The 20,239-nt window shown below is 61.3% G+C and carries 23 protein-coding genes and 1 riboswitch; of the genes, 13 read left to right on the plus strand and 10 right to left on the minus strand.

From position 1 onward, the window contains the following. The first annotated feature begins 1 nt into the window (after position 1). From glcF to F474_RS14255, 3 genes are all read left to right on the plus strand, one after another. The gene (gene glcF, locus F474_RS14245) at positions 2–1,222 is read left to right on the plus strand and encodes a glycolate oxidase subunit GlcF (RefSeq protein ID WP_097084962.1); all 1,221 of its coding nucleotides are present in this window, start codon (positions 2–4) and stop codon (positions 1,220–1,222) included. 18 nt (positions 1,223–1,240) lie between these two features. After that, complete coding sequence (locus tag F474_RS14250) at positions 1,241–1,642, plus strand: heme-binding protein (RefSeq protein ID WP_097084961.1); 402 nt, start codon at positions 1,241–1,243, stop codon at positions 1,640–1,642. Between the two features lie 113 nt (positions 1,643–1,755). Further along, positions 1,756–3,561, plus strand: a complete 1,806-nt coding sequence (locus F474_RS14255) for a bifunctional diguanylate cyclase/phosphodiesterase (RefSeq protein ID WP_097084960.1) — start codon at positions 1,756–1,758, stop codon at positions 3,559–3,561. Here the strand turns inward: F474_RS14255 and F474_RS14260 are convergent, their stop codons facing one another. Then, on the minus strand, positions 3,562–3,951 hold the full coding sequence (locus tag F474_RS14260; protein ID WP_097084959.1) for a response regulator: 390 nt from the start codon (positions 3,949–3,951) through the stop codon (positions 3,562–3,564). A gap of 188 nt (positions 3,952–4,139) precedes the next feature. Between F474_RS14260 and F474_RS14265 the strand changes: the two genes are divergently transcribed. Together F474_RS14265 and fabV are read left to right on the plus strand one after the other, a co-directional pair. Beyond that, complete coding sequence (locus F474_RS14265) at positions 4,140–4,409, plus strand: DUF6555 family protein (protein WP_097084958.1); 270 nt, start codon at positions 4,140–4,142, stop codon at positions 4,407–4,409. Between the two features lie 76 nt (positions 4,410–4,485). Next, positions 4,486–5,727 (plus strand): enoyl-ACP reductase FabV, encoded by a 1,242-nt coding sequence (fabV, locus tag F474_RS14270; RefSeq protein WP_218191655.1) that lies wholly within the window; start codon positions 4,486–4,488, stop codon positions 5,725–5,727. 51 nt (positions 5,728–5,778) lie between these two features. Here the strand turns inward: fabV and F474_RS14275 are convergent, their stop codons facing one another. After that, entirely contained in the window at positions 5,779–6,231 is a 453-nt protein-coding gene (locus F474_RS14275; protein WP_097084956.1) for a PACE efflux transporter, read from the minus strand. A 93-nt stretch (positions 6,232–6,324) separates the two neighbouring features. On the opposite strand from F474_RS14275, the gene F474_RS14280 reads away from it, so the two are divergent. Further along, a complete protein-coding gene (locus F474_RS14280) occupies positions 6,325–7,233 on the plus strand; it encodes a LysR family transcriptional regulator (RefSeq protein WP_097084955.1) in 909 nt (302 codons plus the stop codon). On the opposite strand, the gene F474_RS14285 is transcribed toward F474_RS14280, so the two are convergent. Continuing rightward, complete coding sequence (locus F474_RS14285) at positions 7,204–7,929, minus strand: hypothetical protein (RefSeq protein ID WP_097084954.1); 726 nt, start codon at positions 7,927–7,929, stop codon at positions 7,204–7,206. The two genes, F474_RS14280 and F474_RS14285, sit on opposite strands and share 30 nt — an antisense overlap. Before the next feature lie 96 nt (positions 7,930–8,025). After that, the gene (locus tag F474_RS22955) at positions 8,026–8,154 is read right to left on the minus strand and encodes a PA1414 family protein (protein ID WP_256577731.1); all 129 of its coding nucleotides are present in this window, start codon (positions 8,152–8,154) and stop codon (positions 8,026–8,028) included. 339 nt (positions 8,155–8,493) lie between these two features. Here F474_RS22955 and hemN point away from each other — a divergent pair, with 339 nt between their 5' ends. From hemN to F474_RS14300, 3 genes are all read left to right on the plus strand, one after another. Then, a complete protein-coding gene (gene hemN, locus F474_RS14290) occupies positions 8,494–9,876 on the plus strand; it encodes an oxygen-independent coproporphyrinogen III oxidase (RefSeq protein WP_097084953.1) in 1,383 nt (460 codons plus the stop codon). Between the two features lie 85 nt (positions 9,877–9,961). Beyond that, the gene (gene fnr, locus F474_RS14295) at positions 9,962–10,693 is read left to right on the plus strand and encodes a fumarate/nitrate reduction transcriptional regulator Fnr (RefSeq protein ID WP_097084952.1); all 732 of its coding nucleotides are present in this window, start codon (positions 9,962–9,964) and stop codon (positions 10,691–10,693) included. Between the two features lie 42 nt (positions 10,694–10,735). Beyond that, entirely contained in the window at positions 10,736–11,284 is a 549-nt protein-coding gene (locus F474_RS14300; RefSeq protein ID WP_097084951.1) for an adenine phosphoribosyltransferase, read from the plus strand. On the opposite strand, the gene F474_RS14305 is transcribed toward F474_RS14300, so the two are convergent. Continuing rightward, a complete protein-coding gene (locus F474_RS14305) occupies positions 11,285–11,638 on the minus strand; it encodes a hypothetical protein (protein WP_097084950.1) in 354 nt (117 codons plus the stop codon). Continuing rightward, positions 11,635–12,459 carry a tRNA 2-thiocytidine(32) synthetase TtcA gene (ttcA, locus tag F474_RS14310; protein ID WP_097084949.1) on the minus strand — a complete coding sequence of 275 codons (825 nt, stop codon included), beginning with the start codon at positions 12,457–12,459 and terminating at the stop codon, positions 11,635–11,637. Before ttcA ends, F474_RS14305 begins: the two co-directional genes overlap by 4 nt. Before the next feature lie 148 nt (positions 12,460–12,607). Here ttcA and F474_RS14315 point away from each other — a divergent pair, with 148 nt between their 5' ends. Continuing rightward, the gene (locus F474_RS14315; RefSeq protein WP_097084948.1) at positions 12,608–13,102 is read left to right on the plus strand and encodes a SprT family zinc-dependent metalloprotease; all 495 of its coding nucleotides are present in this window, start codon (positions 12,608–12,610) and stop codon (positions 13,100–13,102) included. 14 nt (positions 13,103–13,116) lie between these two features. Here the strand turns inward: F474_RS14315 and F474_RS14320 are convergent, their stop codons facing one another. Together F474_RS14320 and F474_RS14325 are read right to left on the minus strand one after the other, a co-directional pair. Beyond that, positions 13,117–13,815 (minus strand): SRPBCC family protein, encoded by a 699-nt coding sequence (locus tag F474_RS14320; protein WP_097084947.1) that lies wholly within the window; start codon positions 13,813–13,815, stop codon positions 13,117–13,119. An 80-nt stretch (positions 13,816–13,895) separates the two neighbouring features. Next, on the minus strand, positions 13,896–14,669 hold the full coding sequence (locus F474_RS14325) for an ABC transporter ATP-binding protein (RefSeq protein ID WP_097085251.1): 774 nt from the start codon (positions 14,667–14,669) through the stop codon (positions 13,896–13,898). Positions 14,670–14,786: 117 nt separating this feature from the next. Continuing rightward, positions 14,787–14,840, plus strand: a riboswitch (cobalamin riboswitch). A 54-nt stretch (positions 14,841–14,894) separates the two neighbouring features. Between F474_RS14325 and F474_RS14330 the strand changes: the two genes are divergently transcribed. From F474_RS14330 to F474_RS14340, 3 genes are all read left to right on the plus strand, one after another. Continuing rightward, positions 14,895–15,473: a CbtA family protein gene (locus tag F474_RS14330; protein ID WP_097084946.1), complete on the plus strand. Its 579-nt coding sequence runs from the start codon at positions 14,895–14,897 to the stop codon at positions 15,471–15,473. Positions 15,474–15,537: 64 nt separating this feature from the next. Continuing rightward, positions 15,538–16,203 carry an RHS repeat-associated core domain-containing protein gene (locus F474_RS23270; RefSeq protein ID WP_371916138.1) on the plus strand — a complete coding sequence of 222 codons (666 nt, stop codon included), beginning with the start codon at positions 15,538–15,540 and terminating at the stop codon, positions 16,201–16,203. 347 nt (positions 16,204–16,550) lie between these two features. Then, positions 16,551–19,322 (plus strand): dermonecrotic toxin domain-containing protein, encoded by a 2,772-nt coding sequence (locus F474_RS14340; RefSeq protein ID WP_097084945.1) that lies wholly within the window; start codon positions 16,551–16,553, stop codon positions 19,320–19,322. A 6-nt stretch (positions 19,323–19,328) separates the two neighbouring features. On the opposite strand, the gene F474_RS14345 is transcribed toward F474_RS14340, so the two are convergent. Next, complete coding sequence (locus tag F474_RS14345) at positions 19,329–19,721, minus strand: DUF2802 domain-containing protein (protein ID WP_097084944.1); 393 nt, start codon at positions 19,719–19,721, stop codon at positions 19,329–19,331. A 1-nt stretch (position 19,722) separates the two neighbouring features. Beyond that, the gene (locus tag F474_RS14350) at positions 19,723–20,202 is read right to left on the minus strand and encodes a chemotaxis protein CheW (RefSeq protein WP_097084943.1); all 480 of its coding nucleotides are present in this window, start codon (positions 20,200–20,202) and stop codon (positions 19,723–19,725) included. Between the last annotated feature and the right edge of the window lie 37 nt (positions 20,203–20,239).

The raw sequence follows: 20,239 nt of genomic DNA on the forward strand, positions 1-20,239 counted from the left end.
CATGCAAACCCGCCTCAGCGAACAGGCGCTCCAGGCTCCGAGAGCCGAGGAAGCAGAGCGCATCCTGCGCAGTTGTGTGCACTGCGGGTTCTGCAACGCCACCTGCCCTACCTACCAGCTACTGGGCGACGAACTCGACGGCCCGCGCGGGCGCATCTACCAGATCAAACATCTACTCGAAGGCCAGCCGGCCAGCGCGCTGACCCGGCAGCACCTGGACCGCTGCCTGGGCTGCCGCAGCTGTGAAACCACCTGCCCGTCGGGCGTTGATTACCATCACCTGCTCGATATCGGCCGCGCCACGCTGGACCAAGCGCTGCCACGGCCGGCAAGTGAACGGTGGCTCCGGTGGGGGTTGCGCCGGCTAGCCGAACACCCGCGCTCGTTCGGCCTGGCCCTGCGTGTGGGCAGTGTGCTCAAGCCATTGCTGCCCTCGCGGCTTCAGGAAAAAATCCCTGGCCCGGCACCGGCACCTAGCGCCCGCCCTGCCCGCCGACATGCGCGGCATGTGCTGATACTCGAAGGCTGCGTACAGCCAGGGCTGTCGCCCAACACGAACGCCGCTGCGGCTCGTGTGCTCGATCGCCTAGGCATCAGCGTGCAGCCGGCTCACCGCGCTGGCTGCTGCGGGGCATTGGCCTATCACCTGGATGCCCAGAGCCAGGGGCTGATGCACGCCCGAGCCAATATCGATGCCTGGTGGCCAGCGTTGCAAAGCGGCGCCGAAGCCATTGTGCAGACTGCCAGCGGCTGCGGCGCCTTCATCAAAGACTACGCGCACCTGCTCGCTGAAGACGCGGCGTACGCCGAAAAGGCCCGAGTGGTCAGCGAGCGAGCGCTTGACCTTGCCCAGGTGCTGGCACGCGAGCCTCTGGAAACTGCCCTGCCGCGGCTGGCAACGATGCGGGTGGCCTTTCATTGCCCCTGCAGCCTGCAGCACGCCCAGGGGTTAGGGGGCGTTACCGAAGCCCTGTTGCGTCGGCTCGGCTTCGAGCTGGCCGACGTACCCGATGCCCACCTGTGCTGTGGCTCAGCGGGTACCTATTCAATCACGCAACCGGCACTGGCGAAGGCCCTGCGTGATCGCAAGCTCGATGCGTTGGAAAGCGGTGGGGCTGCGGTGATCGCCACCGCCAACGTAGGCTGTCAAAATCACCTCGCCAGCGCAGGGCGCACCCCTGTGCGGCATTGGGTCGAACTGTTGGACCTTGCCCTGTCCTGAACCTTCAAGGAGCATCGAATGCAGACCAAGCACATCCTCGGCCACGCCGAAGCCACACGCATCCTGGCAGCAGCCCGGGCACATGCCCAGGCGCACCAGTGGGCGGTGAGTATCGCGGTGGTCGACGACGGCGGCCACCTGCTGGCGCTCGAGCGCCTGGACGGTGCTGCCGCCAGCACCGCCTACCTGTGCACCGAAAAAGCCCGATCCGCCGCACTCACCCGTCGCGAATCTGCCGACCTGGAAAACATCGTCAAGAACGGCCGCACCGCTTTTTTATCGGCCCCACTGCTCACACCCCTGGAAGGAGGCGTGCCGGTGGTTTATCAGGGCCACGTGGTGGGCGCGGTGGGGGTGTCGGGGGTACGGTCCAGCGACGACGCCGACATAGCGCGAGCCGGTATCGCTGCGCTGGGCTGACCGCAGTGGCCGGTGGTCGGCGCGCTTGATGAGCCGAGCGCAGAACCTTTGGGGCCATGGTATTGTCATAGGCGATGTCATTTCGATATCACTTCTTTTCTCTGGTGACTACCATGGCCTCAGGCGCCCCTACTCCTCTAAACGAAACCCAGCGCCTGGCGTGCGTCTCCGCGCTGCGGCTGCTGGAAGCGGAGCCTGACCCCATGCTAGACCAGCTGGTGCGTACCCTGGCCTTGCAGTTCCAGGTGCCTATCTCACTGGTCTCGATCATCGACGAACGCCGCCAATGGTTCCGTGCCCGCACGGGGCTTGCCGCCGCGCAAACGCCGCGGGATCAATCCTTCTGTGCGTACGCCATCCTTGGCAAAGAAGTCTTCCAGGTTCCAGACACCCACCTGGACCCACGTTTTGTGGACAACCCGCTGGTCACGGGGGAGCCGGGCATAAGGTTCTATGCCGCTGCGCCGCTGATCACCGACGACGGCATGGGCCTGGGTGGCCTGTGCATCATCGATACGGTGCCGCGCCCACCCCTGACCCCCGACCAGCAGGCTGTGCTTGAACACTTCGCCCAGCTGGCCATGCTGCGTTTGACCCACCTGCGCGGCGTAAGCTACCTGGATGCCCCCACAGGCCTGTTCAATCGCCTGCGCCTGGAGCAGGACATTGCGCTTGCATTGGCGAACCGCGGGCATAGCCTGGTGGTGATCGACTTGGTAACCCCAGGCTTTCTGAACGATATCGTGAGGGCGTTGGGCTACAACTTCTCCCAGGAATTGGTCAATGTCCTGCACCATGCCCTGCGGGATCACCTGCCGCCGGGCCAGGCGCTGTACAAGATCACCCCTACCCGTTTTGGATTTCTGCTCGCCAGTGACCAAGTGGGCGCCGAGCGCGCCTTCGCGCGACTGTTGAGCGCCTTCGAAGCACCGCTGGCCTGCGGCAATATTCCGATTCAGACCCAACCAGGCATCGGCGCGATCGCTCTTGAGCACGAGGGTGGCGACCTCGAGCGGGATTGGCTGCGCCTGGCCGTGAGTGCGGCCGACGACGCACGCGGCAGGGGCACCGGCTGGTGCTGGTACGAGCCACACCTGGACCTGGCCCAGCAACGCGCGTTTTTGTTGCTGACTTCCCTGGCCGAAGCCGTGCGCAGCGAGAACCAGTTTCACCTGGTCTATCAACCCCGGCTGGAGGTGGCCAGCGGGCAGGTCACAACCGTCGAGGCGCTGCTGCGCTGGCAGCATCCCGTGCTGGGCCCGGTAAGCCCTGGTGAGTTTGTGCCGCTGGCAGAAAAAACCGCGCTGATGGAGCCGTTGAGCCTCTGGGTGCTCAAGCACGTCGTTGAGCAGGCCGCAAGGTGGCAGCGGCAAGGCCTGCATTTTCGGGTGGCCATCAACGTCAGTGCACCGGACCTTGCCAGTGCGCGGTTCACTGACAAGCTCGTTGAGTTGGTGACGCTGCACGGGTTGGACCCGCACCGCCTGGAGATCGAATTCACCGAAAGTGCGCTGTCGCAGAACCTGAGCATGGTCCGGGACCAACTGCTGCGCTTGCGTGCACTGGGCATGGACATTTCGATAGATGATTTCGGCAGCGGGTACAGCAACTGGAGCTACCTCAGCCGTCTGCCGGCCACGACGCTGAAGCTCGACCGCTCATTGATCCAGAACATCACCGAACAGGAAAAGGACTACCGGTTAGTCGAAGCGATGGTGGAGCTGGCGCGCCGGATTGGCTACCGCACGGTGGCCGAAGGCGTGGAAACGCCGCAGCAGTATGCCCTTGTGAGCGGGCTGGGCTGCCAGCAGGTACAGGGTTTCCTGATCGCACGGCCGATGGCAGCCAACGCACTGGAGGCCTGGATGACTCACCAGCGCCGAGACATGGCAGCCCAGTTGCGCCAAAGCGGCCCCTGATTATTCTCGCCAGTCAGTGCCTCTGGCCATTAGGCGATTGGCATTGAACATCAGCGACTCTATGGCAAACGGCTTCGCCAGAAACGGGCCCACCGGCCGGCGCCGGGCATCGCCGGTGTACCCAGATACTGTCAGTACAGGTACCGCGGGCCAGAGTTCGGCAACGAACCAGCCCAGCTCCAGGCCGTCCAGCTCACCTGGCATGCGCACATCGGTTACCAGCAGGTCGACCTTTCCCGAGCAGGCCTTGAGTAATTGGAGTGCCTCGTTGGCATCATTGACACCGCTGACCTTGAAGCCTTCTTCGCGAAAGGCCTCGCACAGCACGGTATTGAGCAGTATCTCGTCCTCCACGACCAGCACGTGGGGTGGCTGGGAATGTTCAACCATGGCGGCCTCTCGATCGTTTCGTCCTTGCTCATTTATGTGAGTGCGGCTGCCTGCTGAAAATTTCACACCAGTCGTCTGCTGCCCGGCATGACCATTCGCCCGTTCAGAGGCAAATCCGATGGAATTTGTCTGGACAGCTACGTTCCTTTACTGCGTGAACGTTAATACAGTTATCGAGAACGCTGCGCATGCCTAACCCGACGCTCTACATTATCGACTACTACCTGCATGGGGCTCCGAAGAGCTTCGTGCTGCGCCACGACCGCATGGACAATGCGGAGGCCTGGCACTGGGCGAGCTGTGATGCCGGCATTGGTCACATCGCCCGCAACCGTCACGACAAGATCCGCAAGACCTCCAAGCCCATGGCCGAGAAGTACGGCATCACCCAAGTGACCTGGCGCCAGGCCGGGGCAGCGGGGGCGAATCAGGAAGGGGCGTTGGCCAACGGTACGTGACCGCACCCTCCCGAACGTCATCGAAACACGCACAGCCGGCATCTACGCTTCACCCCTGAGGGGGTTAGCCATTAAGATGCCGGACGCGTTTTCGCTGACGAGGAAATACAAGTTGATCATCCATCCCAAGGTTCGCGGTTTCATCTGCACCACCACCCATCCCACTGGCTGCGAGCGCAACGTGCTCGAGCAGATCGAAGCCACCCGCGCCCAGGGCGTTCGCACTGACGGCCCGAAGAAAGTCCTGGTGATCGGGGCTTCCAGTGGTTATGGCCTGGCAGCGCGCGTGACCGCAGCCTTCGGCTTCAAGGCCGACACCCTGGGTGTATTCTTCGAAAAGCCCGGTACCGCAACCAAGGCGGGCACGGCAGGTTGGTACAACTCCGCTGCATTCGACAAATTCGCCAAGGCTGACGGCCTTTACAGCAAATCGATCAATGGCGATGCCTTCTCTGACGAGGCACGTGCCAAGGTCATCGAACTGATCAAGAGCGAAATGGGTGGCCAGGTCGACCTGGTGATCTACTCCCTCGCCTCTCCGGTGCGCAAGCTGCCGGGCTCCGGCGAAGTCAAACGCTCGGTGCTCAAACCCATCGGCCAGACCTACACTTCCACGGCCATCGATACCAACAAAGACACCATCGTCCAGGCCTCGATCGAGCCGGCCACCGAGCAGGAAATCGAAGACACCGTCACCGTGATGGGCGGGCAAGACTGGCAGCTATGGATCGACGCGCTGAACACTGCTGGGGTTCTCGCTCAAGGCGCGCGCACCGTAGCCTTCAGCTACATCGGCACCGAAATCACCTGGCCGATCTACTGGCATGGTGCATTGGGCAAAGCCAAGGCCGACCTGGACGCCACTGCCCAGCGCTTGAACAGCCAGCTGCAGGCCGTTGGCGGCGGCGCTGCCGTGGCGGTGCTCAAGTCGGTGGTCACCCAGGCAAGCGCCGCCATTCCGGTCATGCCGCTGTACATCTCGATGGTTTACAAGGTCATGAAGGAGCAAAAGCTTCATGAAGGCACCATCGACCAACTCAATCGCCTGTTCCGCGACCGCCTCTACCGCGAAGATGGCGTAGCCGGCGAGCAGGATGGCGAAGGCCGCCTGCGCCTGGACGACTGGGAGCTGCGTGATGACGTTCAGCAAGCCTGCAAGGCGCTGTGGCCCAAAGTGACGTCCGACAACCTGTTCGAGCTCACCGATTACGCCGGTTACAAGCACGAGTTTCTCAAGTTGTTCGGCTTCGAGCGCACCGATGTCGACTACGACGCTGACGTGGCCACCGATGTGACCTTCGACTGCATCGAACTGTGAAGCAATGGGGGCGTTGATCCGCCCCCAACCGCAACCCCATGGACCTTGGGGTCAGCGAGACGCCTCAAATTGCTGGCCTTCGTGCAGCGGCTGTGCAGACAAGGGCAGGCCGAAAACTGCGTCGAAGGCCCAGTTGAACAGGTAGGTATAAGCCAGAAAAAACGCTAGAAGGCCAAGGTCCAGCACAAAGGCCTCCCACCAGCTAATGCCCAGCCAAGCGGCGAACAGCGGCACCAGAATCACCACCAACCCACCTTCGAACCCAACCGCATGCGCAACCCTGCGGCCAACCGTGCGACCCCGCCGGCGCTGGCGCTTCTCCCACGCCTCGAAGGCACCGTTCCACACAAAATTCCATATGATTGCAATCACCGAAGCAGCGACGGCTGCCCCGCCGGCATGCGCGGCATCGTGCCCCAGCTGTGAGATCACCACTGTATTGAAGGCAATTGCAATACCTTCATAGAGGCTGACGTAGACAACCCTGCGTTTCAGGCCTTGCATGGCGCACTCCGGCTGGTGAACGAGCCGGTATGTTGCAAGTGATCTTCTGAATGATACAGTCAGCTTCTTTCAGAAAAATTGATAGGCCAACCCATGGCAATCAATAGCGAAGCGCTACGGCTGTTGCTCGCCGTCATCGATGAAGGTTCATTTTCCGCTGCCGCGCGAACGCTGCATCGTGTTCCATCAGCCGTCAGCATGGCCATCGGCCAGATGGAGGCGGAGCTGGATTTGCAGCTCTTCGAACGCTGTGGCCGCGAAGCCCGGCCCACTGCCGCTGCGCGAGCGCTTGAGGCGCAGGCTCGGCAAATCACCCACCAGATGGCCCAGTTCAACGCCCATGCCCTGCAGTTGCACCAAGGGCTGGAGAGCCGCCTGACCTTGGCGGTGGCCCCTGAACTCCTCTCGGCCACCTGGAGCGCCCCGCTGGCCGAACTGGCCAAGGCTTACCCAACACTGGAAGTGGAAGTACGAAGTGCACCCCAAGCCGATGCGCTGGCGATGCTTCACGCCGGCGAGGCTCAATTGGCAATCGTGTTCGAGCGGCCGACGATGGATGAACGGGAAGACTTCGACGAGCTGGCCAGTGAAACCCTGGTGGCTGTGATTGCACCCACTCACCCCATTCTGGCCCAATGCAATGGCCGGCTCTGCGCCGATGACCTGGCATTGCTGCGGCAAATCGTGGTCGCCAGCCACAGCGCCGAAAGCGCAGCGCCAAGGGTGCTGCTCTCACGCCAGCACTGGTTGACTGACAGCCACTTGGCGACACTGAGCCTGGTGCAAGCAGGCCTGGGTTGGGCCTACCTACCGCAGAATCTAGTACATCCGCTGGTAGCCAGCGGCTCACTGCAGGTGATCGTGTTCGAACACATGAGCAACCAGCTCAGGCTTTGGGTGGACGTGGTCTGGTCCCGCCAACGGCCCCTGGGGCTGGGCGCACAGCGTTACCTCACGCTTCTGCGCGAAGGGTCATTGCACTGGCAGGAAGTTGAGAAATAGCAGGCTCTGCGCGTAATTCAGGCCAATACGCCGGTAGCGCTCGTCGAGCAGCTGCGCGAGCAGGTCGAGCCGTGCAACGACCTTGCCGAACTCGGTGGCGAAGCTCAGGTTGCTACCCTCTTCGGAAATCTCATTGGAAAACAGCAGCGGCTGGCCATTCTTGCCCTGGCGCTGGCTAAGCATCCAAGTAGCCTTCTCGATATTGCGAGCGGCATTATTGACGAACTGGGGGTTGATCACATCGGTCATGTAGAACTGAGTGCGGTGGCCGTGGGCCGTCACGATCATGCTGCCGATGGCATAGATGAACGCTCCTACCCGGTCGCCGAGAAACTCGGGGCTCAGCGCGTAGCTCAACGCCGCAAGGTCACGCCGTTGGCCCAGTTGCGGCATGGGTTGCTGTTGCTCGATCGCGTTGCGAACCTGGCGGGATGCTGTCACCACATCAAGGTAGCCAGACTTCTTCAGCTCGAGGGGGTTGCGCAGGTACAGCTTGCGCATCAGAAGAAACAGGCTATCGAGGTTGTCTCGCATGGCGAGGGTGGCCATACGGTCAACGCTGGTCTGGAAAAACTCCTCCGGCCGGGTCTGGCCAATCTGCCGGGTAATGTCTCGCCCCTGCTGCTGGGTGCAGCCCACCACTGCCAACGGCAAGGAGGCAAGCCCGAACAGCAGGTTTCGGCGGGTTGTCGGCATTGGCGGTCGCTTTAGAGGCCGCCAGCCCAATTGCTGGCAGTTCGCCCTTCATCGACCACAGGCACGATAGAAAGTGCCCGACGAGCGGTACGAAGGCTAGCGTCGTGGCCGGCGGCGCTCACGGTCTTTATCGACCGGGATGGGTACAGGCTGGAGCGGCGGCGGAATCAGGCCCAGTGCACGGGCGAGGTCTTGAAGCCAGTTGAACAAGTTCGTGCTCTTCATATTTACCCCCCTTGGGGTCGACTACGTGGCAGCGAATGCGGCTGCTACACACCGATCATAGCGCCGCTGGTGATGAAACACATCCTTTGAGATGCGGCTGTTCAGCGCACATTCAATCGGGCCGGAACCTTTCGCGACCAGCGGCAGGCCGCGGCTCGCCTGGGCTTGCGACAAATCGCCGCTCACTTCCCCGTAACATTCAGCAATAAGGCTATCGGCCGGCCTGCGCCTGGCTTTACCCCAGCCATGCCCTTGCGAAAATTGACGTGGATCAACAGTGCGCCCGAAGCGCAGCTCTAAACTGCGCCCATTCCCGCACCCGTGCCTTCAGGTACCGCCATGTTCGACACCCCCAGTTGGGCCCCCGAGCTGATCCGCCGCTACGATCAGGCCGGCCCACGCTACACCTCCTACCCCACTGCCCTGCAGTTCACTCCCGAGGTCGGGACCTTCGACCTGCTGCACGCCTTGCGCGAGAGCCGCCGCGCCCAACGCCCGCTGTCGCTCTACGTGCACCTGCCGTTCTGCCCGCACATCTGCTATTACTGCGCGTGCAACAAGGTGATCACCAAGGATCGCAGCCGCTCTGCCCCCTATCTGCAACGCCTGGAGCAAGAGATTCGGCTGATCGCCTGTCACCTTTCCCCAGGCCAACGTGTTGAGCAACTGCACCTGGGCGGCGGTACGCCGACCTTCCTGAATCACAGTGAACTGCGGCAACTGATGGGTACCCTGCGCGAGCATTTCAACCTGCTCGACGACGGCTCGGGCGACTACAGCATTGAGATCGACCCTCGGGAGGCCGACTGGTCGACCATGGGCTTATTGCGCGAGCTGGGCTTCAACCGCATCAGCCTGGGTGTGCAGGACCTAGACCCGGACGTGCAGAGAGCGGTCAACCGCCTGCAGACCCTGGATGAAACCCTCGCCATCATCGAGGCAGCACGCACGTTGCAATACCGCTCCATCAACCTTGACCTTATCTACGGCCTGCCGCGGCAAACGCCCGAAACCTTCGCCCGAACACTGAACGAGGTGCTCGCCCTGCAGCCAGATCGTTTATCGGTGTTCAATTACGCTCATCTTCCCGAGCGCTTTCCACCGCAGCGCCGCATCGATACCGCCGAGCTGCCGAGCCCGGCGCAGAAACTGCAGATGTTGCAAGAAACCGTCGAGCGGCTGACCGATGCAGGCTACCGCTACATCGGCATGGACCATTTCGCCATGCCCGACGACGAGCTGGCGATTGCGCAGGAAGAACACACCCTGCAACGTAATTTTCAAGGCTATACAACTCACGGTCACTGCGACCTGATCGGCTTGGGCGTCTCGGCGATCAGCCAGATAGGCGAGCTGCTGTGCCAGAACGACAGCGACCTGAATGCCTATCAAAACGCCTTGGCAGGCCAGCAGCTCGCCACCCGCCGTGGGTATATTTGCGATCAAGACGATCGGGTGCGCCGCGCGGTCATCCAGCAACTGATCTGCCACTTCGACCTGACGTTCGCCGACATCGAACACCGCTTTGCCATCGACTTTCGCAGCTACTTTGCCAGCGCCTGGCCGCAACTGCAGCGCATGGCCGACGACGGCCTGCTGGCGCTCGATAACCGAGGCATCCGTATCCTGCCGGCCGGCCGCCTGCTGGTGCGCGCAGTGTGCATGGTATTCGATGCCTACCTGGGTCAGCAGGCCATGCCCCGTTACTCGCGCGTGATCTGATAGCTATTCTTAAACCCGATGGGCAGCGGACCGTCCATCGATTACCCTTCCCACCCGTGTGTGTATTGAAAACAAGGAACCTGTCATGTCCGAACCTCTCAAACGCAGCCAGCACCAGGCACACTGCAAGGATTGCAGCCTGGCGCCGCTGTGTTTGCCGCTCTCGCTGAACCTTGAGGACATGGACGCTCTCGATGACATCGTAAAACGCGGCAGGCCACTGAAAAAAGGCGAATTCCTGTTCCGCCAAGGTGATCGTTTCGGCTCAGTCTATGCAGTGCGCTCTGGCGCACTCAAAACCTTCAGCCTGAGCGACGCTGGCCAGGAACAGATCACAGGCTTCCACCTGCCCAGCGAGCTGGTGGGCCTGTCAGGCATGGACACCGAAACCTACCCCGTCTCGGCTCAGGCGCAGGAAACGACCTCGGTATGTGAAATCCCGTTCGACCACCTCGACGAACTCGCTGTGCAACTGCCGCAGTTGCGCCGGCAATTGATGCGCGTGATGAGCCGGGAGATTCGCGATGACCAGCAGATGATGCTGCTGCTTTCGAAAAAGACGGCTGACGAGCGCATTGCAACGTTCCTGGTCAACCTGTCGGCACGCTTTCGTGCCCGTGGTTTTTCAGCCAATCAATTCCGCTTGAGCATGTCCCGCAACGAAATCGGCAATTACCTGGGCCTGGCGGTGGAAACCGTGTCCCGCGTGTTCACGCGCTTCCAGCAGGGTGGGTTGATCGAGGCCGAAGGCAAGGAAGTCCGCATCCTCGACCCGATCGAGCTGTGTGCGTTGGCCGGGGGCGCGATGCAGGGCTGAAGGTTTATACTGGCCGGCCACACGCCAGCCCGAGATGTACCCATGCCTTTTGACGCCGACTCCTGCAAAGCTCTGATCCGCCCGGTGGAGAACTTCCCGAAACCGGGCGTGGTGTTTCGCGACATTACCCCGCTTTTTCAATCGCCCCGGGCCATGCGCAGCGTCATCGACGCCTTTGTCGAACGTTATGTCGAAAGCCCGATCACCCACGTGGGTGTGATGGACGCACGTGGTTTTCTGATCGGCTCGGTGGTTGCCCACGAGCTGAACCTGCCCCTGATTCTGTTTCGCAAGCAAGGCAAGCTGCCCGCCGATGTATTGAGCGAAGGCTACCAGACCGAGTACGGCGAGGCGTTCCTTGAAGTGCACAGCGACAGCCTGTGCGAAGGCGACTCGCTGGTATTGTTCGATGACCTGATCGCGACAGGTGGCACGCTTCTCGCGGCGACCAACCTGGCCCGGCGCATGGGCGCCCACGTTCAGGAAGCCGCGGCGATTATCGACTTGCCGGAGCTGGGGGGCGCAGACCGCCTGCGCCAGGCGGGCGTGCCGGTATTCACACTCACCGCCTTTGGCCTCAACGAGCGTTGATCAGCCGCGGCAGTAGCCTTCGCCTGGCTTGACCACCAGGCAATCGCGCTTGCCGGCGAGCCATTTCATGCCAGTGCCGTCACCATCGGTGGCCCGCAGCACCTGCTCGCCATCCGGCCGGCTGAAGGCGATGCCATCTGCACGGGCTGTTCCATCGAAAGTGCCATGGTCGTCCAGGGTGTACTGCATGCTGAGGCGGTAATGGCCGGGCTCGGCGCCGTCGGGCCGGGCGATGTCGAGCGTTAGGCCCTCTGGGCCCACCCAGCGACCGACCCAGGCGTCGGTGGCTGCAGTGTCCACACTCGGCTTGCAGGCAGCCAGCGCCAGGGCAAACAGGCAGATAAAGCGTTTCACAGGTTCATCAACTCCACGAAGCGCGGGGCCGCACCGGTGTCGATGCGCAAATCGGCGAAATTGAACAAGTCACGGTCAGCCAACTGCGAGGGGACCACGTTCTGCAGGCCCCGGAAGATGTTCTCGGTGCGCCCTGGGTGCTTGCGCTCCCACTCGACGAGCATCTCTTTGACCACCTGGCGCTGCAAGTTTTCCTGCGAGCCACAGAGGTTGCAGGGGATGATCGGGAAGCCTTTGAGGTCGGAGTAGGCCTGGATGTCCTTCTCGGCGCAATAGGCAAGCGGCCTGATCACCACGTTGCGGCCGTCGTCGGCCAGCAGCTTGGGGGGCATGGCCTTGAGCGCGCCGTTGAAGAACATGTTGAGGAAGAAGGTCTCGACGATGTCGTCACGGTGGTGGCCCAGCGCCATTTTGGTCGCGCCGATCTGGTCTGCATAGGTGTAAAGCGTGCCACGGCGCAGGCGCGAGCACAGCGAGCAGGTGGTCTTGCCCTCGGGGATCAGCTCTTTGACCACCGAATAGGTGTCTTTCTCGATCACATGGTATGCCACGCCCAATTGCTCGAGGTACGCGGGCAATACGTGCTCGGGAAAACCAGGTTGCTTCTGGTCCATGTTCACCGCCACGATCTCGAAGCGGATCGGGGCCACCTTTTGCAGATGCAACAGCACATCGAGCATGGTGTAGCTGTCCTTGCCGCCGGAAAGGCACACCATGACCTTGTCGCCGTCTTCGATCATGTTGAAGTCGGCGATGGCTTCGCCAGCCAGGCGGCGCAGGCGTTTCTGAAGTTTGTTCTGGTTGACCGAAAGGGTGCCCATGGCGTGTAAAAGACCCGCAAGCGTGACATGAAGCGGCGCATTCTACCTGCATCGGCCGCCGCTCGCAGCATGCGCTGCGCCGCGAGGACCAGCGGCGCAGCGGCAGGCAGTGTGAACGGGCATAATGGGGGCCTACGGAGTCCGAACCATGTCAGATCCCCTCTTCGAACGGGTCGAGCACTGCTTTACCCAAGCCGAAGCCTTTTTCAAGCGCCCCTTCCGCCGGCCAATGGTCAGCCTGGCGCTGCGGGGGCAAAAAGCCGGCGTTGCCCACCTTCATGAAAACAAGCTGCGTTTCAATGCCCAGCTATATCAGGAAAACCGCGAGGATTTCCTGCGCCAGACCGTGCCGCATGAGGTCGCACACTTGGTCGCCCACCAGCTGTTCGGCGAGCGTATCGCGCCGCACGGAGAGGAATGGCAACTGATCATGCGCGGGGTTTACGAATTGCCGCCGCTGCGCTGCCACAGCTATGAGGTCAAGCGCCGCCAGGTAATGCGCTACATCTACCGCTGCCCGTGCCAAGGCAGTGATTTTGCGTTTACCGCCCAGCGCCATGCCATGGTGCGCCAAGGCCGGCGCTACCTCTGCCGGCAGTGCCGACAGGTGCTGGTATTCAGCGGAGAAACCCGGCGCGAATGACGCACAGCGCCGGCCTACTGGCCAGCGGGGTGCACGAAGAGAAAGTCGTGGGCGTCGGCATCTTCGAGCCGCGCCTCGCCGGTTTCGAGCCGTTGGCGAATATGCTGCAGCAGCTGTAGCAAGGCTTGATCAGCGAAGCGCCCCAACCGCTGGCCGAGGGCTTGGCCGGCTGCCCCGCTCAGCCCCTGGGCGCTGAGCAGCACCTTGATCTGAGTGCCATGGCGCACAGCGGTGAATCGGGCACTGATGTCCATCGGCCAATGGCTGGTGGCGGGTGTGCGCCAATTCAGTACATGGCCCAGCTCGGGCTCGTATTGCTCCACCCGCCAATGCAGGGTGCGCTCACCAGGGCCGCGCACGGCCCAGCGATACGTGGCCGGGCCAATTTCCTCGATCGTATCCACCCACGACAACAGTTCACCTATATTGGCCGGGTTGCGGCAGAAACCGATCACCTCTTCCAAGGGCTTGTTCAAAGTGATGCTGCGCGCCACTACCGGGCTTGCCAATACCTCCCTGACCGGCATGTCGCCGCTGCGATAACCCTGCCAGCCCGCCAGGGCACCGGCAGCCGCCTGCAGCAGGCCACCGCTACCACCCTGGCGCAGGCCGTGGCCCACCAGGGCAGCGCCAGCTGCCAGCCATAACCAGCGCTTGGAGGGCGGCTCAGGGTGCCGGCGTTTGACACGGATCAGGCGGGGCTGGTCGTACATCGGGAAACTCCTCCGGTCTGGGTATCCTTTTGTGAGCCGCGCGGCGGCTGAAAATTTCAACGGCCGGGCAGTTTTTTCCCTCAAGCGTGCCAGCAGCGGTACCAGCCATCCTGTTCGGTGATACGCAACGGCGTATGGTACAGGCGCGACAGGTTCTCGCTGGTGATCACCTCGGCCTTGGGGCCATCGGCAATCAACTTGCCTTGAGCGATCAGCACCACACGGTCGATTTCCGGAATGATCTCGTCGATGTGGTGCGTCGTGATGATCATCCCCCTGCCCCGCCCGCAAAACTTGCGCATCAGCGCCAGCATGCCCAGGCTCGCCCCCATGTCCAGGCCGTTGGCCGGCTCGTCCAGGATCAGCGCCCGCGGTTCGTGCACCAAGGCACGGGCCAGGAGCAAGCGCCGCTTTTGGCCGGTAGACAGGCGCTGGAACATGCGCTCGGCGTACTCGGCCATTTCGACCGTTTCAAGCATTGCGTGGGCCTGGGTAATCTGCTCAGGGGTCGGTTGCAAGTGGCCATGAGCACCGATGGCGCCGAAGAAGCCCGACAGCACTACTTCAAGGCCTGTGGTGTAGGGGGTGTAGTCTTCCTGCAGATCCTGTGACACAAACCCCAGCTTGGCGCGCAGGGCCCACAAGTTCACGGTTTCATCGCCAAACAGCTTCAGGTGGCTGCCCTCACGCACCACCGGGTAGATCTCCCGGGTAACCAGCTTGAGCAAGGTGCTTTTGCCCGCACCGTTAGGCCCCAGGATCGCGACCTTCTCATGCTCGGCAATGTGCAAAGAGAAGCCATCGAATACCTGATGCTGCTGCTGGAAAGCGGTGACGTTCTTGAATTCGATCATAAACAGGCGGCCTGCTGGGTCAAAGTTGGCCAGTGTCGAACAGCGGCAGGCCAGCTGCAACCCTCAGCCCTTGGAGCACGCAGCCCGACGTTGTATCGTGCTGGCGCTGTACAGAAAGCCGGTGCAAACCCGGCGCGGTCACGCTACTGTAATCGCCCTGCGAGAGCCAGACCCTGAGCAGCGTACCCTTTCACTCACGGGACGCGTATTTCCCAGGAGCTCACTATGCTGATCCGCAAGGTTCAGGCCGGGGCCGGGCTGTTTACTGGGGTAATGGTGTATAGCCTTTCGATGGGTGGGCTGGTCGCTCTGATGTTTGCCTACGCCATGGGCCGGCTACGCGTATTCGGGCTGGGGCCGAGAGGGTTGGCCCTGCTGCTGGCGTTCGTGGCGGTTCATCTGGTACCGGGGCTCAAGTACCCGGCGAATCCTCCTGCGGTGGGCGATCCTGAAACGATCGGGGCGCGCACACGGTTGTTCTTTCTGATGATTCTGGTGTCGGTGGCGGCCATGGTGCTGGCGGTGAGCACGGCGCGAGCGCTGTTCGTTCGCTGGGGTGGCTGGAATGCGTCGCTGGCGGCTGTGGCGCTATATGGGGTGACCGCGGCCGTTGTGGTGGCCCTGTTTCCAGCGGTGAGCGAAGTGCCGGAGCGTTTCTCTGCTGCACTGCTGTGGGAGTTTAGAATTGTGGCGCTGGGCATCCACACGTTTTTCTGGATAGGCACTGGATGCGTATTCGGCCTGCTGGCCCGACTACATTTTTTGACCGTGCCTTCTCACAATATTTCGTTACCTACCTCATAAGTTTACCAGTTATGTGGCTGCTACCACCTGTGGATAATTGGCATATAAACAGGAGGCTGACGCCGTGACAGATTTTGACAAAATCCAGGTAGTCGCATGTGATGTATCGAACACGCCTATAATGGATCAACAGCGCAATAAACTACACTTCACGGCATTCGGTTATTCCGCAGAAGCGCGCACGATCCGAATGGGTTATATGTGTATGCTCCCAGAGCGGCGGACGCGCGATTACCTCGCTGGAAGCTACCGGCTTTATATCCCGGCCCTGATGCGCTTCAATAAACCTGACACGCTCTCCCCGTTCTGGGAAGGCTTGATGAATGCCTATACTTATTGTCTCGATGACCCCATCAACAATGAGGACGCGACCGGTCACCTACCCACTTTTATTGGCAAGTTTTTTGGGAAGTCAAAATCCTATAAACCGCTTCAAACCCTTGACGTAACTAAAATTTCTAAAACAGCAAATAAGACATCTCGCACTCTTGAGAGGCTCAAAGCTATCGATCCTAGCGCGGCCGAGGGGAGCCGCACAGTGGCGCACACGGAAGGACTTCTAAAAGAATTCCATGCGCATTTTCCGAAGGCCCCGATAGCTAGACTCACGGCTGATGATCAGTTTCTTATCAGCAGCAGTCCATATAGCGCCACCTCAAAAACGCAAAAAATGCAACTACGCGCACTGAATTCCAAGCTTGATCGCTACTTGAGCAAAATACGCGGCTAATCCGTAATTTCCCCTGTGGAGCTCGTGCGAACTTAACGCTGGATACCGACACAGCCTAAAGTCGATCATCTGCGGTGAACCGGGAGTCCACCATATGTCAATCACACCGACAGGTGGACATAACTTGCGTTCGGCGCACTTTTCATAGGCAATCTGACTCTGAGCCTCCCTGACTGCCTCGCCATTGCACCCTCGCAGCATGTGGAAGTCGGGGACCGTGGCGACCGCGGCCTGCCATGCATCGGCGAGAGCGCCCTGAGCGTCGGGCGCCAAGGGGATATACTTTTACCCCGTCCGCCCCCGTTAACGCACTAGCGTGAGGGCTCCTTATCAATCAGGAGCCCAGCATGCCGTCATCCCCCCTCACCCAGAGCGTTCAGCGCCTCATTGCTGAACTTCCCACGCCTCAAAACGCTGCTGTGGCTGCGTTACAGGAATGGTTCAAGCAACTTGGGCTTGCCGTGGACCCGAGCGAGGTGAACATTGTCACGCTGCACTATCAGCGCTACCACGACCAGCACTATGCAGTCGTCACACAGCTCGCGCCGCTGCCTGACGCTGTGTTGGCCCATTGGAAAGGTGAGAGCGCCAATGACCTGATCGGCACGCTTGTTCGCAGCCCTTGGGCCGGCCAGCCTCCACCGGACGACCTGCTTGTGGTAGCCGAACTACCGGCCACTCATAACCCCTGGGATCTTGAAAACACCAATGCTTGGTCGGTGTACAACGGCCTGTATCGCCAGGCCACGCCGCAGCAGTACAACAGCCGAACCCATATCCCGGTCACCGCAGAAGCCTTCACAGATTTCATCGATACCCTGGACCTGCACACCCACTACACCGAGCAGCTCAACCAGTGGTGGAGCAGCAGGCGCCGGGATTACATCCTCGCCATGCGCATCGCGTTCATCGCTGCGTGCAACAGGCAGGTCGGTAACGGCAGCCTGAGCGCAGCAGGGCAAACGCTGGCCTGGCAGGTTGCAGGCATTGCAGCGATCCCTAGTTGGGCAAGCCTTTGGCTGGAAGATCGCCCATATCCGGTGGTGACCGTACGGCAGCTCAACCTGTATGGCTATGTCGCCACCGACATCCTCTGCCTTGAAAACGCAAGTACCGGTACGACGCTGCTGTACATACCGGGCAACAGTGCTCCCTTTCACGAATTCACCGACGCATCGGCACTGCACCAGTGGGTGGCTGAGCAATGCCGGCAACCTGCAACACGTGCTGCATTGGCGGCGCATTTTCCAATGGATGCCCACCCGGATGGCCTGAGTTTCAGTGGCCTGGGCACTGTAATGAAAGGCCTGGCGGTATGGCCGCAGCCTCATCATTTCGATACCCAGCATTCAGGGTTCGCCACCAGCGGCCTGTGGCCACCCAGCCTCTATGTGAACTACAAGCCTGATACCTACAGCCCCTGGTTCACGGGCGACGTGTTTGAAGCCCTGGCCCAGCGCATCAACAGCCGTAGCTATGCTGACGCCGATTTTGCGATCACCACCGACGCGCAAGCCTCGGTGGCGCGTTGGCAGGGCTACTTGGCTAACACGCTGAACTTGCTTGGCCCTCTCGCATTGCTGATCCCTGAAATCGCACCTTTACTGGTGGCTGGCGGTGTAGCTCAGGCGGGGCTGGGGATCGACCAGCTACTGGCTGCGCGAAACACCGGTCAGCAAGCCAATGCGGTGGAGACTATAAGCTTTGGCCTACTCAATGCCGTGCCCTCCTCCCTTGCAGCGGGGGCCAAAGCCGGCCGATTGTTCACCGGCCGCGCTGGCGGCTTCACACGGCCTGCCCGCATCAACGGCAAGCTGGGCTACCCACTGGGGCCAACTGACCCTCCGCAGCTGCAAGCCCAGGCCCTGGCCGACTACTTCTACCCACCGGACCCTCTGCCGCCACTACCCCAGGGTGATCCGGCCGTGGCGGCCTCGGTGTTCAGGACGCCACGCCCAGGCGCTGCACAAGACAGGCTTCAGGCCATCATCGACGGCCAGCTGACCGAGGTGCTCTATGACCTTGACGAAGATGCGTTCGTTCGCAAGGGCGAGGAAACCTTCGAAACGCCTTGCCTGTATCGACCTGCAAGCAACGACACACTAGTTGCCGTGACTGAGGCCGGGCATTCCGTCAGTGACCGGCAACGCATGGCCACCCTTCGCGCGCTGGGGATCGACCTGGCCCTACCGGTAGAGCTTCACGCCATGGTCGCCGAACCCGGTGAAGAGATCCCCCACTTGTTTTCTTCTTTATGGGTCGGCGACGCCATCTTGCCGGATCACCTGTTGCTGAACCTGGCGCGGAACAGGCGCGTGCTGGCCCAAGCAGACTACCGCTACCAACTGTTTCTTTCCCGCTGGAATACCCAGGCATTCGCACGCAACCGAGACCTGCTGCACAGTTACAGCGCCCAGCTTCAGGTGCATGTATTGGAGGATCAGCCTTGGTACAGGCAGTTCGAACACAGCTCTCTCTACCCTTTCTACACACAAGCATTGACCGCGCCGGGCCGCAGCTACGCCTCGGCCGCCGACATCTTGCGGTATGTGATGTTGTTCGACCAAGGCGGGGTGTACATGGACCTGGACGACCAGCTCATGCAAGCCGGGCAAGCCATGGTTCATAGCCAGGCAGGGGCCGTGGTTGAGCAAGCCGACGCGCTGGCCAGCGTTGCCCTGCGGGCCCCTGCAGACGACCTTCTGCTATTTGCCCCCCTGAACCACGAGGGCCTCGGGATGCACGCCGCTTACAATACCAGCCTGATCGGCAGCCATGCCGGCAACCCGGTGCTGCGCGCAATCAGCGACCGAATTATGCAGCGGCTGCGGCAACGGCCTGATTTCTATCAGAGCCGCCCCGCGCCTACCGAAGGCGCGGCCTTCAATGCCTGGGCGAGGCTGTTGAGCGACACCACCGGCCCACTGGTATTTAACGAAGTGATCAAGGAACGCTGCAGCGGGTTGTATCAACTGCAGCAGGCAATCAATTTGATGGGGTGCCCACACATCATCGGTGACCAGATCGACCAACAACTCTTCGAGCAGGTCGCCTTGAAGAAATGGCCTTTCGTCAGGTTCGCCATGGTCGGGCATGCCAACAGCTGGGCCAGTGCCTGACGCCACTCAGTTGCCGTGCAGTTTCCTCATCAGCTCGGCCTCGGCCTGCGTCAACCCACAGGCCTGGGTCAGCTCGTCCACACTGGCGCCCATGTTCACCAGCTTGGCGGCCTGCGCAAACGAAAGCGTCTCCGGGTCGCGCTGCTCCAGCTGCAGCAGTTTGTCCGGGATCGGCGACACCACCGCGCGCAGTTCATGAATAGCCTCGCCCATGCGAACGGTACCGTTCTGGTAGTCGTCCAGGCGCTTGTGCAGGTCACGAATACGCTGATCACGCAGCGCATCGCCGGCAGCCTGTTCGGCCGCCAGGCGCTGCTGGCCCCGGGTGTATTGCAGGAACAGCGCGATCGTGCCGACCCAAAGTACAGCCAGCACGACCACGGCAGCTTCGAAAACCACGTCAGAGGTTCTCCAGGTCCGACCACTCTTCCTCGCTCATCATCTTGTCGAGCTCGACCAGGATCAACAGCTCGCCGTTCTTGTTGCAAACGCCCTGGATGAATTTGGCGGACTCTTCGTTGCCTACGTTCGGCGCGGTTTCGACCTCCGACTGGCGCAGGTAGACCACCTCAGCCACGCTGTCGACCAGAATACCGACGACCTGCTTGTCGGCCTCGATGATCACGATACGGGTGTTGTCGGTCACGTCCGAGGAGGCCAGGCCGAAGCGCTGGCGGGTGTCGATTACCGTAACCACATTACCGCGCAGGTTGATGATGCCCAGCACATAGGCCGGGGCACCCGGAACCGGTGCGATCTCTGTATAGCGCAGCACTTCCTGCACCTGCATCACATTGATGCCATAGGTCTCGTTATCCAGGCGGAAGGTGACCCATTGCAGGATCGGATCTTCGGAACCCTGAGCGGACGACTTCTTCATAACCCTTAACCCCTCGCTGCCTGTGTGGCGTTTTGTC

Source organism: Pseudomonas sp. URIL14HWK12:I12 (genome assembly GCF_003097135.1).
In the GTDB taxonomy this organism is placed as follows: Bacteria; Pseudomonadota; Gammaproteobacteria; order Pseudomonadales; family Pseudomonadaceae; genus Aquipseudomonas.